The sequence below is a fragment of the Micromonospora parva genome (genome assembly GCF_000718515.1).
In the GTDB taxonomy this organism is placed as follows: Bacteria; Actinomycetota; Actinomycetes; order Mycobacteriales; family Micromonosporaceae; genus Micromonospora; species Micromonospora parva.
The window spans coordinates 14,442-28,920 of record NZ_JNZS01000009.1; the positions used below are offsets into that span (position 1 = coordinate 14,442).

A 14,479-nucleotide genomic window follows, 5' to 3' on the forward strand; every position below is an offset into this window, starting at 1 on the left:
TCACTCCGGGCGGCCCAGCGTCCCTCCCCGCTGCGCCGGCCAGGCATCTTGGCCCGTCCACTGTGGGCTGGAGGGTGCGCCTGCGGCACCGGGTGAGATCGGGAAGACTGGCCCCATGCGAGCCATCACGATTCCGGAGCCCGGTGGTCCCGACGCGCTGGTCTGGGCCGAGGTGCCCGACCCGGAGCCGGGCCCCGACGAGGTGATCGTGGATGTGCGGGCCACCGGGGTCAACCGCGCTGACCTGCTGCAACGGCAGGGGCACTACCCACCACCGCCGGGCGCGTCGGCGTACCCCGGGTTGGAATGCTCCGGGGTGATCACGGAGGTCGGCGCCCAGGTCGCCGGGTGGGCGGTCGGGCAGCAGGTCTGCGCGCTGCTGTCCGGTGGCGGGTACGCGGAGCGGGTCGCGGTCCCCGCCGGGCAGTTGCTGCCGGTGCCGGCGTGCGACCCGGTCGACGCGGCGGCGCTGCCCGAGGTGGCCTGCACGGTCTGGTCGAACCTGGTCCAGGTGGCCCGGCTCGGCGCGGGCGACACCCTGCTGGTGCACGGCGGGGGCAGCGGGATCGGCACCTTCGCCATCCAGTTCGGGGCGGCCCTCGGCGTCACGGTGCTGACCACCGCGCGCGAGGCCAAGCACGCCCGGCTGCGCGAACTGGGCGCGGCGCACACGATCGACTACCGGGAGCAGGACTTCGTCGAGGAGGCCCGGAGGGTCACCGACGGGCGCGGCGTGGACGTCATCCTCGACATCATGGGCGGGTCCTACCTGGGGCGGAACGTCTCCGCGCTGGCCACCGGCGGCCGGCTCGTGGTGATCGGGATGCAGGGCGGGCGCAAGGCCGAGTTGGATCTCAGCGCGCTGCTGGCCAAGCGGGCGAGCGTCGCCGCGACGTCGCTACGGTCCCGACCGCTCGCGGAGAAGGCGGAGATCGTCCAGGGGGTACGCGACGAGGTGTGGCCGCTGGTCGAGGCGGGCCGGATCCGGCCGATCGTGGACCGGCGGCTCCCGATGACCGAGGCGGCGGAGGCGCACCGGCTCGTCGAGTCGAACGACCACTTCGGCAAGGTGCTGCTGACCCGCCCGCCGGGAGGCGGGTCAGCCGTCAGCTGAGCGAGCCCGCCGGGAGGCGGATCGGCCGTCAGCTCAGCGAGCCCGCCGGGGTTGGGGCGTCCGTCGGTCGGGGCAGCACCAGTCGGGCACCCGGGCCCTCGCCGGCCAGCGTGTCCTCGGGGTTGTTGAGCGTGCAGCGCTGCAAGGACAGGCAACCGCAGCCGATGCAGCCGTCCAGGTCGTCGCGGAGCTTGGTGAGCAGCCGGATGCGTTCGTCCAGTCGGCTCCGCCAGCTCGCCGAGAGCCGCGCCCAGTCCTGTGGGCTGGGGGTGCGGGCCTCGGGGAGCGAGTCGAGTGCCTCCCGGATCTCGTCGAGCGAGACGCCGACCTGCTGGGAGATCCGGATGAAGGCAACCCGCCGCAGCTCGGCGCGGGCATACCGGCGCTGGTTGCCGCCGGTGCGGTCGGCGCGGATCAGCCCGAGTCGCTCGTAGTAGCGCAGCGCCGACGGCGCCACCCCGGAGCGGGCGGACAGCTCACCGATCGTCAACAAATCCGGCATCACCAGGTCCTTGAGTTGAAGTGCACTTCAACTCACACAGTAGTGGCATGACCACCGCACTGACCACCGACAGCAGCGCCCGCCTACCCGGGTTGATCCGCCGACTGACCGGCGACGAGAAACACGCACCCAGCGCGCACTCCACCATCGACGTCCTCCAGGTGCTCTACGACCGGGTGTTGCGGGTCACCCCCGACACCGTCGACGACCCGGAGCGGGACCGGTTCCTGCTCTCCAAGGGCCACGGACCGGCCGCCTACTACGCGGTGCTCGCCGCGCACGGCTTCATCCCGGACACCTGGCTCGACGACCTGGCCGGGCCGGCGAGCCGGCTCGGCCACCACCCGGACCGGCTCCTGGTGCCCGGGGTCGAGATCGGCTCCGGCTCCCTCGGGCACGGGTTCGGGCTGGCCGTCGGCACCGCGCTCGGCCTGCGCGCCCAGGGGCTGACCAAACCCCGGGTGTACCTGCTGCTCGGCGACGCCGAACTGGACGAGGGATCCAACCACGAGGCGATCGCGTACGCCGGAGCGACCGGCCTGGACAGCCTCACCGCGGTCGTGGTCGACAACGCGTCGGCCAGCCACGGGTGGGCCGGCGGCATCGCCAGCCGGTTCACCGTCAACGGCTGGACCGCCGACACCGTCGACGGCCGGGACCACGAAGCCCTGTACGCGGCGTTGACCGGGCACCGGCCACGACAGCCGCACCTGGTCGTCGCCCGCATCGGGAGCAACTGATGACCGACATGCGTACCGCCTTCATCGACACCACCACCGCGCTCCTCGACGAGGATCCGCGTACCGCACTGGTGCTGGCCGACATCTCGGCGAGCCAGTTCGCCCCAGTCGGGCACCGGCACCCGGACCGGGTTCTCAACGTGGGGATCCGGGAGCAGCTGATGATCGGTGTGGCCGGCGGGCTCGCCCTGACCGGGCTGCGTCCGATCGCGCACTCGTACGCGACGTTCCTGGTGGACCGGGCGTACGAGCAGATCAAGTTGGATCTGGACCATCAGGGCGTGGGGGCGGTCCTGGTCAGCATCGGCGCGTCGTACGACGGGTCGGCGGAGGGCCGCACCCACCAGTCGCCCGGGGACGTGGCGCTCTTCGACTCACTCGGCGACGGCTGGACGGTCCGGGTGCCCGGTCACCCGGACGAGGTGGCGCCGCTGCTGCGCACCGCCGCCACCACCGACGATCCGATCTACCTGCGCCTTTCCGAGCAGAGCAACGCCGAGGCGTACCCGGATGCCGCCCGGCTACGGGTGCTCCGGCGGGGCGGGACGGACGCGCCACTCGTGGTGGCGGTCGGGCCGATGCTCGACCCCACAGTGGCGGCGACGGAGGGGATGGACGTGACGGTGGCGTACACCCACACGCCCCGGCCGTTCGACACGCGGGGGCTGCGGGCGCTCGTCGACACCGATGTGGTGCTGGTCGAGCCGTACCTGGCGGGGACGTCGAGCGCGCTCGTCAGTCGGGCGCTGGCGGACGTACCGCATCGACTGCTCGCCCTCGGGGTGGGTCAGACCGACCTGCGACGGTACGGGAATCCGGCCGACCACGCCCGGTGGCATGGTCTGGACGCCGACGGTCTGCGGCGGTCGATCAGCGCGTTCCTGGGGTCAGTTGGCGGCTGAGGCGGTGGGGCGGCGACGAGCGCGCTCGCGCCCGAGGATCCAGATCGCCTCGACGCCGTCCTTCCAGGTGATCTTCTTGCCCTCTTCCCGGCCGCGCGCCCGGTAGCTGATCGGCACCTCGTACGGCCGGATCCGGCGACGCAGCAGCTTGCCGGTCACCTCGGCCTCCATGCCGAAGCCGCGCGAGCGCACCTCGAGCGACCGGTAGAGCGCCACCGGCATCAGCTTGAAGCAGGTCTCCAGGTCGCCGATGTAGGAGTTGAACAGCACGTTCGCCGCCATCGTGACGCCCTTGTTGCCCATCACGTACCAGAAGCTGTAGGCGCTGTGGCTGCCGAAGGTGCGGTTGCCGTAGACCACGGTGGCCCGCCCGTCGAGCACCGGGTCGAGCAGCTTGGGGATGTCCTGCGGGTCGTACTCCAGGTCAGCGTCGAGGATGACCATGTAATCGCCCTCGGCGTTGTCGACCGCCGTCTTGATGGCGGCACCCTTGCCGGCGTTGCGCTGATGGGTGATGACCCGCAGGCGGGCGTCGTCGGCGCGACCGAGGACCTCCCCGGTGCCGTCCCGGCTGCCGTCGTCGACGACGACAAGCTCGACCTCACAGGGATAGTCAACCGCCAGTGCCTGCTTGAGGGCATCCGCGATGCGTTCTTCCTCGTTGTAGACCGGCATGAGGATCGAGAGCTTCACGGGGATCTCCACGGTGGCGGCAACACGTCGGCCATAGCCTAGCCTGGTTGGTTTGTTCATCACCTACCGCCACTGCGGGGCAGTCGACGTGGCGGGTTCAGATCAATGGTGTTTACTTCCGCCATGTCGGCTGCCGGCTCCCTGCTCGCGGTGGTTCCCGCCGCCGCGGTGCTCCTGCTCACCGTCGCGGCGAGGCCACGCACGGTGGGCACCGTGGCACCGCTGCGGCTCGCCGTGGTGAGCGCCGTCCTGCTCGCCGGGGCGTACGCGGTGCTCGTCGTCGAGGTGCTCGGCGCGACCCACGCGCTGACCCGGCCCGCATTCGCCGTCGCCTGGCTGTTCTTCCTGGTCGCTGCCGCGCTGGCGGCAGGTCTGCGCTGGCGACGGGAGACCCGCCTCGGGCAGTCGGCGGCCGCCGTACCGCTGGCGGTGCCGGTCGGCGCGGTGGTGTCCGGTGGTGGCTCCGAGGTGTCCGCCCCGACCGCCGAGCGCGGTGAGCCCGCGCCCGCGCCGCCCCGGGCCGGTCGGGGGCCTGCCGGTCTGCTCGCCGCGGCGGTCGACACCTGGCATACGGCCCGACCGGGCGAGCGGCTCCTCGCCGCCACGATCGGCGGGCTGGTCCTGGTGGAGTTGCTGGTCGCGCTGCTGGCCGAGCCGAACAACTTCGACTCGCAGACGTACCACCTGCCGAAGGTGGAGCACTGGGTGGCCCAGGGTGACCTGGACTTCTGGCCCACGGCTATCCACCGGCAGGTGACCATCCCGCCGGGGGCCGAGTACCTGCTGCTGCACCTGCGCCTGCTCAGCGGCGGGGACCACCTGTACAACCTGGTGCAGTGGGTGGCCGGGGTGGTCTGCCTCCTGGTGGCCGCACGGATCACCGCTCAGCTCGGCGGTGGCCGGCGGGCCCAGTTGCTCACCGCGTTCGTGCTGGCGACCACGCCGATGGTGGTGCTCCAGGCGACCAGCACGCAGACCGACCTGGTCTGCGCGGCGTGGGTGGCCTGCGCGGCGACCCTGGCGCTGGACGGGCTGCGTCGACGGACCGGCTGGGGCACGCTGCTCGGGCTGGGGGCGGCTACCGGGCTGACCGCGGTGACGAAGACCAGCGGCCTGATCGCTGTCGGTCCGCTGCTGGTGCTCTGGGGGTTGGCCCAGCTACGGCTGGCCCGCACCGGGAGCGCGGCGGCGACCGAGCCGGCGGTGGGGAGCGCGGCTCGGCGGTCCCGGCCGCTCGGCGGGCTGGCCCGCACGGTCGGCGGTTCGGTGCTGATCCTGGTGGTCGCGGCCGTGGTGGTCGGCCCGTTCCTGGCCCGGGTGACAGTCGAGTTCGGCCACCCGCTGGGGCCACCCCGGCTGCGCGAGTCGATCCCGATGGAGCGGCACGACCCGGCGTCGGTGGTGGTCAACGCGCTGCGGATCGGGCACACCGCGTTCGACACGCCGCTGGCGCCGCTGCGCCGGGCCGGGGCCGAAGTGATCATCAGTGGTGCCGAGGCGATCGGGGTCGATCCGCAGGACCGTGCAATCACCTTCGGCCGGGAACTCTTCCCGGAGCCGGCCTGGTACCCGGACGAGGACCGGGTGGCGTTTCCGCTGGCCGGGGTGTTGGCGGTGATCGGCGCGGTGATCGCGCTCGGCCGGCCACGGCAGATCGCCCCCGAGCGGGCCGGGTCGCTGCGGGCGTACGCGGTGGTGGTGCTGACCGCCGTGCTGCTGCACACCGCGATGATCAAGTGGCAGCCGTGGGGCAACCGGCTGCTGCTCTACGCCGTGGTGCTCGCCGTGCCCCTCGCCGGCCTCTGGTTGGACGCGCTCTTCCGCCGCCGCTCGGACGACCCCGCACCAGCGGCTGCCGGCGGCGCGTCGGTGGGCGGTCGGGGACGTCGTTCGGTGGCCACCGTGGCTGCGGTCACCGTGCTCGCCACCTCGGCGTTGGCCGGAGTGCTCGCGCTGTCGTACGGCTTCCCGCGCCGGCTGGTCGGTGCGGGCTCGGTCTTCACCACCTCGGACTGGGACACCCGGTTCCTGCGCCGACCGCAGTGGGCCGACGAGTTCCGCTGGGCGGCGACAGCGGTCCGGGACAGCGGTGCGCGCCGGATCGGGTTGGTGCAGCAGAACGACAACTGGGAGTACCCGTGGTGGCTGCTGCTGCGGCAGCCCGACGGCGGCTCGCCTGAGCTGGTGGCGTTGCAGTCGGTGCTGCCGGAACGACCGCCGGCAGATCCCGCCTCGGTCGACGCGATCGTCTGCACCGGCGGCAAGGCGGCCTGCGCCAAGCTCGTTCCGGCCGGCTGGCGGCTGGAGTTCCGCGGCTACGTCGGCTACGCGCTGCCGCCGGGCCGCTGAGCGGGACGACCGACCGGACGCCGCCGGGTCCGGAGCCCGGTGCCGTCGACCTCGGACGGTCCGCCCCGGCGGCCAGGAACGGACCAGCACGGCCACCGAACCGCCGGACCAGAGGCCCGGATAGTCCGATCCGGGCGGTTCTGCATCCCGCGCGCAAGGATCCGAAGCGCATTCACATCTGTTGATCCGCACGTTACCGTCTGGTAACTCAATCGACGTCCCGCGATTGAGCCGAAAGGAGTGCGTCGATGCCTGCAATCCCCGCCAGGCCCGAACGCGCGACCCGACGACGGGCCATCACCGTCGCCGTCGCCGTCGCCGCTCTCGTGCTACCGATGCTCGCCGGACCGGCCACCCCCGCCAGTGCCGCCGACCGACCGACCGTCCAACCACTCCCCGCCAACCTCGAAGCCATCCGGGCCGCCGAGGCGACCGCCCTCTACGGCAGCCCCGCGATCCGCCCGATCGAACAACGCCGAACCGCGTTGATCACCATGGGTGACAGCGAGATCTCCGGTGAGGGGGTCGGCAACTACGTCCCCGGCACCCACCAGGACGGCAACTGGTGCGACCGCTCGTACGACCAGGCGGTGTTCCGCACCGGCATCACCTCGGACGCGCAGTACAACATCGCCTGCTCCGGTGCCACCCCCTGGAACCTGATCGCCGGCGGCCCCACCCAGCACAACGAACTGAACCAGGGCGACTACCTGGGCATCAAGGCGCGCAACACGCACGTGAAGCTGATCTGGGTGGTGGTCGGCGCGAACGGTGACGGCACCATCCAGTTCGGTCCGGTCGCCACCGACTGCGCCGTCCGCAGGGTGTTCTTCCAGGGCGCCTGCTACCCCACCTACACCGACCAGTGGACGATCCGCACCGACGGCAGCCGACAGGCGGTGGAGTCGGCGCTCACCGACATCCGGCAGACCATGACCAAGGCCGGCTACCTGCGCTCGGACTACGAGCTGGTGCTGATGTCGTACCCGAGCCCCGGCAGCCCCGACGTCGAGGACAACCCCAACTTCCCCGGCTGGTACGCCGGCGGCTGCCTGCTCTACCTGGCCGACGCGGCGTTCGCCCGGAACAAGGCGGTGCCGATGTTCGAGTCGGCGCTGCGGTCGGCCGCGGCGAACACCGGCACCCGCTACCTGGACGCCAGCCGGCTCTTCCACGGGCACGAGGTGTGCACCGACAACACGTCGGTACGCGGCCTGTACATCGAGGTCGGCATCTGGAACGAGAACGCCGCCCGCCAGTCGTTCCACCCCAACGCCCGTGGGCACGGCATGTTCGCCCAGTGCATCACCCAGTTCTGGAACTCCGGGCAGACGCGGGCCAGCTGCGTCGACCCGGCCAGCACCGGCAGTGGTGTGCTCTACCCGGGGCTGCTGGAGTTCAAGCAGTTGCGCAACCTCGCCACCGGCACCTGCGTCGACGGCAAGGGCTACGACTCCCGCAACGGCACCGTGCAGCAGCCGTACTCCTGCCACGGCGGGCGCAACCAGGGCTTCTGGTACGACTCGACCCGGCGGTCCCTGCACTCGGAGCTGTCCCACGACCGGTGCCTGGACGTCGCCAACAGCTCGATGACCGCCGGCACCGCCGTCAACATCTACGACTGCAACGGCACCGGCGCGCAGCAGTTCGTCTTCTCCGGCAACCAGATCAGGCCGGCCGCCGCGAGCAACCTCTGCGTGGCGTTCGACAACCCGTTGCTGGGCAGCTCCCGCCTGCGGTTGGCGACCTGCTCCAGCAGCACCCGACAGCAGTGGTCGTTCGAAGCCCGTACCGCCGCGAACCCGGTCGGCTACGGACACGACGACTTCATCGGCTCCCGCGTCTACTGAGTGGGGGCAGGGGCCCTGGCGTCGACCAGGGCCCCTGCGCTCACTTGGCGCGGGGAACGAGGATCAGCCGGGCCACGCCCTTGTCGCCGTCCTTGGCGCCGGCGACGCCGAGCGTCGCGCCGACTTTGACCTCGCTCGGCTGCACGGTGGCCCGCCGCTCGACGACCCGCAGGTCATCGCCGAAGGTCCAGGTCATCGTGAAGCCGTCGGAGGACTTGACGGTCATCGAGTCGCCGTCGATCGCCGTCACCTCACCGCGCTGCACGGCGACGGTCCGCGTACCGCCGTCCTTCGTCTTCACCACCGCCTCACCGTGCAGGGTGTTCTTCCGCAGCAGCACGCGGGCCTGGCGCCGCTTGCGCCACTCCTCGCCGCGCTTCTCCCGGCCCTTCTCCTGGGCGGCGGGGGATCCGCCCGGCGTCGGGGTGGCCGGTGCGGCGACGGTCAGTACGTCCAGGTCGTCGGCGTCGAAGCCCATCGCGGTCAGCGCCTGACCCTCGACTCCCATGGCGGCGGCGACCTCGACGGCGGTGTCCCGGGCGGGCTGGCTGGCCACCTCGGCCGCGCCGCAGCCGCTGACGCCGAGCGCGACCGCCGCGAGCAGTGCCGTGGTGCCGGTGGCGATACCCCAACGTGGCATGACTCTCCCTCTCGTCAGTGGAGCCCTCAGCCTTCCTGGGAACGACGAGCGGAGCGTCAAGCCGATGTTCGGGTCAGGTAAGGATCACCGGGCAGCCGGACCGTGAAGGCGGCACCGCCCTCCGGCGCGTGCCCCGCGGTGATCTCCCCGCCCAACCGGCGGACCAGCCCGGCGGCCAGCGCCAACCCCAGGCCGCTGCCCACCTTGCGCACGCCCCGGTACCGCTCGTGCAGCGCACCGCGTTCGAAGGCCACCGCCAGGTCGTCGTCGGTGAAGCCCGGCCCGCCGTCGCGGACCTCGAACACGCCGCCGTGCGCCGGGTCCGCGCCGGCCGACCGGACCGCGAGCACCACCGGCGACCCCGGGGGTACGACCCGCAGCGCGTTCTCCAGCAACCCGTCCAGCACCTGCCGGATCCTCCCCGGATCGGTGTACCCGGGCACCGGCCGACCTGGCGTCTCCACCCGGAACGGCACGCCCACCGCCGCGCACCGACCGGACCAGGTCGGCTCCGCGTCCACTGCCAACTGGGTCAGGTCCACCGGCACCGGTTCAAGGGGGAAGTCGGCGGCCTCCAGCCGGGCCAGCGCCAGCAGATCACCGATCAACCGGTCCAGGTGCTGCGCCTCGGCCAGCACCGTCCGGCCGGTGTCCACCGTGTCGTCGGCACCGAGCACCCCGTCGGCGAGCGCCTCGGCGTACCCCCGGATCGCTGTCAGCGGGGTGCGCAGCTCGTGCGAGACGGAGAGCAGGAACTCCCGCTGCCGGCCCTCACTGGTGGCCAGCGCGGCAGCCAGCCCGTTCAACGCCTCGGCCAGGTCGGCGACCTCGTCCGGCGGCTCGACCGGCACCCGGACGGCGCGGTCACCCGCACGCAGCCGGGCGGCGGCGGTGGCCGCGACACGGATCGGCCGGGCCAGCCGGCGGGCCAGCAGCAGCCCGGCCACCACACCGGCGGTCAACCCGGCCAGCAGCGGCAACCAGAGACTGAGCAGCACGCGCGCCCACAGCCCGGTGGCCAACGGGCGGGAGAGCACCACCCCGTTGCCGCCGGCCAGCGCCCGACCCTCGACCAGTGCCCACTCACCGTTGACCGAACGGCGAGCCGACACGTTGCGGCCCTGCCCGATCCGCTGCACCACCCGGGGAGGCAGGCCCGGCCGGTCGGCGGCACCGCGCCTGATCAGGTACGCGTCGATGCCCTGGTCGCGCAGTTGCTGGATGAGCCGTTCCTCGTCGGCGCTGCGACCCCGGTCCAGGCGGGTCCGCAGCACCTCGGCGGCGAGCCGGGCCTGGGCGGCGAGCGCCTCCTGCTCGCCCCGCTGCACGCCACGGATCGCCAACGGCACCGCCACGATGGCGGTGACCAGCACCGACACCAGCGCCACCGCACAGGTGACGAGCACCGCGCGGGCGGTCAGCGTACGGCCGAACCGGCCTCGTCGCGGTGCAGCGGGTGGGGTAGCGCCGACCACCGGCAGGGCCATGGTCGGCGACTCGACGTGCCCGGGGTGATCACGCATCGACCGCGTACCCCACCCCGCGATGGGTGCGGATCACGCTGGCCGGCCCGAGCTTCGCGCGTACCTGGGCGACGTGCACGTCCACCGTCCGGGTGCCGGCGTGCGCCGCGTACCCCCAGACCCCGGCCAGCAGCTCCTCCCGGGTGAAGACCCGGCCGGGCCGGGCCATCAGGTGGGCGAGCAGGTCGAACTCGGTGGAGGTGAGCTGCACCGGGGCGCCGGCGGCGGTGACCGTACGGCGGGCCGGGTCGAGCGTCACCGGGCCGACGACACGTGCCCGGTTCGCGGCCTCCGGGCCACCGGCGGTCCGGCGCAGCACGGCGCGCACCCGGGCGACCAGCTCCCGCGGGCTGAACGGCTTGGTGACGTAGTCGTCGGCACCCAACTCCAGGCCGATGATCCGGTCCACCTCGTCGTCCCGGGCGGTGAGGAAGATGACCGGAGTCCAGTCGCCGGCCTCGCGCAGCCGGCGGCAGATCTCGGTGCCGGGGAGGCCCGGCAGCGCGATGTCCAGCACGCAGGCCACCGGACGCAACCGGCGGGCCGCGCTCAGACCGGCCTCGCCGTCACGTTCCAGGTGGACGCCGAACCCGTCCCGGGTGAGGTAGAGCCGGACCAGGTCGGCGATGGCCGGCTCGTCCTCCACGACGAGGACGAGCCCGCGATGCGGCGTTTCGGCGGTCACCGGCCCATGATTGCCGACCCGGTGGGCCGGGTGCGATCGGTGCGTGTTCGAGTTCGGTAAAGGCGGTGCGAAGCCCGACGGGGCGTCAGCTCACCAGGACGGAGCGAACATCCCGGGCCGCGCGGCGGCCGGCGTGTCACCGATGCTGGCGACGACCCGCGCGCCGGTTGGCCGCAGGCGGGTCCGGAACGCCTGGTTGAGCAACGCGTCGAGCTGCCAGACCTGCTTCGGGTGGCTGGTCCGGATCAGGAACCGCTCACGGATCCCGTCGATCGCGGTGGCCGCCATCTCGACCGACTGCAACCGCGGGTCCGGGCTCCAGGTGACGTTGCTCAGCTCGCGGAGCTCGGTGTTGAGGTGCAGGCGCAGTCGGTGCAGGAGGCGGGTCTGCTGGGTCACCACCAGTCGGCGGTGCGTGAGCAGCAACAGGTAGTCGCCGGTGACCGGGCGGTCGGGGCGGCTGCAACGGGTGACCAGGATGGTGGCGTCACCGGAGCCGACGCAGCGGCGGAAGACCGGCATGTGCCGGCTCACCGTCTGCACGGCCAGGCCAGCCTCGGCGGCGGCCGGAAGGAACGTTCGGGAGAAGACGTCCATGACCTGCCCAACGACGTCCCCAGCGGGGTGACGTGGGTCACGGAGCTTTTTTGGAAGTTCCACGCCGCCAGTCGCACTGCCTGTCCGATTTTCGACTCGGACGGGTAGTGGTCAGACGGTGGGCTGAAGTGGACTGGCGGCGAACAGCTCCTCCAGCCAGCCCGGGACAGCGGCGGCGTACTCGGCGCGGGACTCCGCCGCCGTGTCCAGCGCGCGACGCCAGGAGAGCGACCGGCTCACCGGCCCCAGGGCGATCGCGAGGTCGGCGGCCTCCACCAGGGTCCGCCGGTCGTACCGGTCGGTCCACGCCTCCAGGTAGGCGTCTCGCAACCGAACCAGTTGGGCGTCGTCGGTGGCGAGCTTCCTGGCGTCCGCGACGGCACGCAGGGTCACCAGCAAGGTGCCGAACGGGTGCGCCACCGAGGCGTCGCCCCAGTCGAAGTAGCGGTAGCCGTCCCGACCCGCGAAGACGTTGCCGTCGTGCAGGTCGTCGTGTTGCACGGTGGCCGGGATGCCGATGTCGGCGAGCCGCCGGCACCGCTGCGCGTACGACGGCACCTCGGCCCGCAACCGCTCGTGCGTCTCCGGGCTGAGCCCGCCCTCGGCACCGATCAGTAACGCCTCGCGGTCGTCGAGCAGCTCGACGAAGAGGTCGGCCAGCACCTCCGGCCGCTGGTCCGGCACGCCCCGGGCGACCAGCTCGTCGGCGTGCGGGGCGCTCGCCAGTTGCAGCGCCGCGTACCCGGGCAGCGCCCGCTCCCAGTGCGCCAGATCACTGTCGCGCGCCAGCACGTCGCGCAACGACTCGCCGCCGTCGGGCAGCAGCGACCAGCCCTGCTCCGGGTCCACAGCTATCGGCGTCAGCACCCGGTCGGGCGTCAACTCGGCGAGCGCCGTGATCAGGACCGCCTCGTGCACGGTGCCGGGGTTGTTGGCCTTGAACCAGACCGGGCCGTCGTCGGTGGGCACCCGCCAGACCAGCGACCAGGGCCGCTCCCGAGGCTCCACCAGCCCGGTCACCCGGCGACCGGCCCGGCTCAGCTGCGCGTCGACCCAGGAGCGGGCCCGCATCTGCCACCGTTCGTCGGACCAGTCGGGGGCGCGCTCACCGGGGATCGTCGTCACACCGGGCACCCTAGGTGGCCCTCCCGGCCGGGGCCACGTCTTTTCCGACCGCGAGTCAGACCAGCTCGACGATGGTGGCGTTGGCCATGCCACCGCCCTCGCACATGGTCTGCAGGCCGTAGCGGATCCCGTTGTCGCGCATGTGCTGGAGCATGGTGGTCATGATCCGGGCACCGGAGCCGCCGAGCGGATGACCGAGGGCGATCGCCCCGCCGCGCGGGTTGAGCCGCTCCGGGTCGGCCTCGGTCTCCGCCAGCCAGGCCAGCGGCACCGGCGCGAACGCCTCGTTCACCTCGTACACCCCGATCTCCTCGATGCCCAGCCCCGCGCGGCGCAGCGCCTTCGCGGTGGCCGGGATGGGCGCGGTGAGCATGGTGACCGGGTCGTCGGCGGCGACCACGGCGGTGTGGATCCGGGCCAGTGGGCGAAGGCCGTGCCGGCTGGCCCAGTCGGAGGTGGTCACCGCGAGGGCCGCGGCGCCATCGGAGATCTGGGACGCGGAACCGGCGGTCACCACGCCGTCGGCGCGGAACGGAGTCGCCAGCTCGCCCAGCTTCTCCAGGGAGGTCTCCCGGCGGATGCCCTCGTCGGCGGCGAACTTGCCGCCGTCGGCGAGCGGCACCGCCGCCAGCTCCGGGTCGAACGCGCCGGCGTCCTGTGCGGCGGCCGCCTTCTCGTGGCTGGCCAGCGCGAACTCGTCGAGCTGGGTACGCGAGAGGCGCCACCGCTGGGCGATCAGCTCGGCCCCGACCCCCTGGTTGAACGGCAGCGGCGCGTCGTCGGCGAAGCCCTCGACGCCCCGGTAGCGGGCGCGCAACTGGTCACTGAACGGCATGCCGCCGGCCACGCTGGAGCCCATCGGCACCCGGGTCATCGACTCGACTCCACCGGCGACCACCAGGTCGGCCTGGCCGGAGAGCACCGTCGCGGCGGCGAAGTGCAGGGCCTGCTGGCTGGAGCCGCACTGCCGGTCCAGTGTGGTGCCGGGCACCGACTCGGGCCAGCCGGCGGCGAGCACGGCGTTGCGGGCGATGTTCCACGACTGCTCGCCGACCTGCGACACGCAGCCCCAGAAGACGTCGTCGACCTGGGCCGGGTCGAGCCCGGTGCGCTCGGCGAGGGCGCGCAGGACGTGCGCCGAGAGGTCGACGGGGTGGACGCTGGCGAGGCTGCCCTTGCGCCGCCCGACCGGGGTACGAACCGCGCCGACGATGACCGCGTCACTCATGTTTACTCCCCGGTAACTTGGGCTGCCCCGATCCTACGTCGTCAATCGGCGGGTCGTCCGCCCAGGCGGTACCCGACCACCGCTGGCATGCTGGGCGGGTGGATGAGACCTCCCCGGTACGACAGTGGCGAGTGCCGTCGACCCTCCCGGCGGCGAAGCTGGCCGGTGCCGTCCTGCTCGTCGCGCTCGGGTTGCTCTTCGCCGACGGTGACCCGGTCCGCCTGACGGTGGCCGCCCTGGCCGCCGCGGCGCTGGCCGGCTGGGCGGTACGTGACCTGGTCGCGCCGGTCCGGTTGGCGGTCGACCCGGCGGGGCTCACCGTCATCCACGGCTTCGCCGGGCGGCGGCTGCTGCCCTGGTCGGCGGTCGAGGCCATCGCCGTCGACCGACGACCCCGGCTGGGGCTGACCAGCGAGACCCTGGAGATCGACGCGGGCAACTCGCTGCACCTGTTCGGCCGCTACGACCTGGGGGCCACCCCGGAAGAGGTGGCCGCCGCCCTGCGGGCCGCCCGCCCGGTCAGCTGATCTG

General features: G+C 72.7%; 14 protein-coding genes. 6 read left to right on the plus strand and 8 right to left on the minus strand.

Annotated features, from left to right (window positions below; all coding sequences use genetic code 11):
* The first annotated feature begins 115 nt into the window (after nucleotides 1–115).
* On the plus strand, nucleotides 116–1,114 hold the full coding sequence (locus IF22_RS0112940) for an NAD(P)H-quinone oxidoreductase (protein WP_030331607.1): 999 nt from the start codon (nucleotides 116–118) through the stop codon (nucleotides 1,112–1,114).
* Between the two features lie 28 nt (nucleotides 1,115–1,142).
* Here IF22_RS0112940 and soxR read toward each other — a convergent pair whose 3' ends face one another.
* Nucleotides 1,143–1,616: a redox-sensitive transcriptional activator SoxR gene (gene soxR, locus IF22_RS0112945; RefSeq protein ID WP_030331609.1), complete on the minus strand. Its 474-nt coding sequence runs from the start codon at nucleotides 1,614–1,616 to the stop codon at nucleotides 1,143–1,145.
* A gap of 47 nt (nucleotides 1,617–1,663) precedes the next feature.
* Between soxR and IF22_RS0112950 the strand changes: the two genes are divergently transcribed.
* Both IF22_RS0112950 and IF22_RS0112955 read left to right on the plus strand, forming a co-directional pair.
* Complete coding sequence (locus IF22_RS0112950) at nucleotides 1,664–2,356, plus strand: thiamine pyrophosphate-dependent enzyme (protein ID WP_030331611.1); 693 nt, start codon at nucleotides 1,664–1,666, stop codon at nucleotides 2,354–2,356.
* 8 nt (nucleotides 2,357–2,364) lie between these two features.
* Nucleotides 2,365–3,258: a transketolase family protein gene (locus tag IF22_RS0112955; RefSeq protein ID WP_030331613.1), complete on the plus strand. Its 894-nt coding sequence runs from the start codon at nucleotides 2,365–2,367 to the stop codon at nucleotides 3,256–3,258.
* On the opposite strand, the gene IF22_RS0112960 is transcribed toward IF22_RS0112955, so the two are convergent.
* Entirely contained in the window at nucleotides 3,244–3,951 is a 708-nt protein-coding gene (locus tag IF22_RS0112960) for a glycosyltransferase family 2 protein (protein WP_030331614.1), read from the minus strand. The two genes, IF22_RS0112955 and IF22_RS0112960, sit on opposite strands and share 15 nt — an antisense overlap.
* 123 nt (nucleotides 3,952–4,074) lie before the next feature.
* Here IF22_RS0112960 and IF22_RS0112965 point away from each other — a divergent pair, with 123 nt between their 5' ends.
* Nucleotides 4,075–6,300: a glycosyltransferase family 39 protein gene (locus IF22_RS0112965; protein ID WP_030331616.1), complete on the plus strand. Its 2,226-nt coding sequence runs from the start codon at nucleotides 4,075–4,077 to the stop codon at nucleotides 6,298–6,300.
* A 248-nt stretch (nucleotides 6,301–6,548) separates the two neighbouring features.
* A complete protein-coding gene (locus IF22_RS0112970; protein WP_030331618.1) occupies nucleotides 6,549–8,150 on the plus strand; it encodes a ricin-type beta-trefoil lectin domain protein in 1,602 nt (533 codons plus the stop codon).
* 40 nt (nucleotides 8,151–8,190) lie between these two features.
* On the opposite strand, the gene IF22_RS0112975 is transcribed toward IF22_RS0112970, so the two are convergent.
* From IF22_RS0112975 to IF22_RS0113000, 6 genes are all read right to left on the minus strand, one after another.
* A complete protein-coding gene (locus IF22_RS0112975) occupies nucleotides 8,191–8,790 on the minus strand; it encodes a hypothetical protein (protein WP_030331620.1) in 600 nt (199 codons plus the stop codon).
* A gap of 56 nt (nucleotides 8,791–8,846) precedes the next feature.
* The gene (locus IF22_RS0112980) at nucleotides 8,847–10,313 is read right to left on the minus strand and encodes a sensor histidine kinase (RefSeq protein ID WP_030331622.1); all 1,467 of its coding nucleotides are present in this window, start codon (nucleotides 10,311–10,313) and stop codon (nucleotides 8,847–8,849) included.
* Nucleotides 10,306–10,998: a response regulator transcription factor gene (locus tag IF22_RS0112985; protein ID WP_030331624.1), complete on the minus strand. Its 693-nt coding sequence runs from the start codon at nucleotides 10,996–10,998 to the stop codon at nucleotides 10,306–10,308. Before IF22_RS0112985 ends, IF22_RS0112980 begins: the two co-directional genes overlap by 8 nt.
* A gap of 90 nt (nucleotides 10,999–11,088) precedes the next feature.
* The gene (locus IF22_RS0112990; protein WP_030331626.1) at nucleotides 11,089–11,595 is read right to left on the minus strand and encodes a hypothetical protein; all 507 of its coding nucleotides are present in this window, start codon (nucleotides 11,593–11,595) and stop codon (nucleotides 11,089–11,091) included.
* Nucleotides 11,596–11,706: 111 nt separating this feature from the next.
* The gene (locus IF22_RS0112995) at nucleotides 11,707–12,720 is read right to left on the minus strand and encodes an aminoglycoside phosphotransferase family protein (protein ID WP_030331629.1); all 1,014 of its coding nucleotides are present in this window, start codon (nucleotides 12,718–12,720) and stop codon (nucleotides 11,707–11,709) included.
* Between the two features lie 55 nt (nucleotides 12,721–12,775).
* Nucleotides 12,776–13,948, minus strand: a complete 1,173-nt coding sequence (locus IF22_RS0113000) for a thiolase family protein (protein ID WP_030331630.1) — start codon at nucleotides 13,946–13,948, stop codon at nucleotides 12,776–12,778.
* Nucleotides 13,949–14,046: 98 nt separating this feature from the next.
* Here IF22_RS0113000 and IF22_RS0113005 point away from each other — a divergent pair, with 98 nt between their 5' ends.
* Complete coding sequence (locus IF22_RS0113005; RefSeq protein WP_030331632.1) at nucleotides 14,047–14,475, plus strand: PH domain-containing protein; 429 nt, start codon at nucleotides 14,047–14,049, stop codon at nucleotides 14,473–14,475.
* Nucleotides 14,476–14,479: the final 4 nt, after the last annotated feature.

Excerpts from the sequence above, each read along its gene's own strand:
- IF22_RS0112940 (WP_030331607.1), top strand. The coding sequence starts at position 116 with ATGCGAGCCATCACGATTCCGGAGCCCGGTGGTCCCGACGCGCTGGTC.
- soxR (WP_030331609.1), bottom strand. The coding sequence starts at position 1,616 with ATGCCGGATTTGTTGACGATCGGTGAGCTGTCCGCCCGCTCCGGGGTG.
- IF22_RS0112950 (WP_030331611.1), top strand. The coding sequence starts at position 1,664 with ATGACCACCGCACTGACCACCGACAGCAGCGCCCGCCTACCCGGGTTG.
- IF22_RS0112955 (WP_030331613.1), top strand. The coding sequence starts at position 2,365 with ATGCGTACCGCCTTCATCGACACCACCACCGCGCTCCTCGACGAGGAT.
- IF22_RS0112965 (WP_030331616.1), top strand. The coding sequence starts at position 4,075 with ATGTCGGCTGCCGGCTCCCTGCTCGCGGTGGTTCCCGCCGCCGCGGTG.
- IF22_RS0112970 (WP_030331618.1), top strand. The coding sequence starts at position 6,549 with ATGCCTGCAATCCCCGCCAGGCCCGAACGCGCGACCCGACGACGGGCC.
- IF22_RS0112975 (WP_030331620.1), bottom strand. The coding sequence starts at position 8,790 with ATGCCACGTTGGGGTATCGCCACCGGCACCACGGCACTGCTCGCGGCG.
- IF22_RS0112980 (WP_030331622.1), bottom strand. The coding sequence starts at position 10,313 with ATGCGTGATCACCCCGGGCACGTCGAGTCGCCGACCATGGCCCTGCCG.
- IF22_RS0112990 (WP_030331626.1), bottom strand. The coding sequence starts at position 11,595 with ATGGACGTCTTCTCCCGAACGTTCCTTCCGGCCGCCGCCGAGGCTGGC.
- IF22_RS0113000 (WP_030331630.1), bottom strand. The coding sequence starts at position 13,948 with ATGAGTGACGCGGTCATCGTCGGCGCGGTTCGTACCCCGGTCGGGCGG.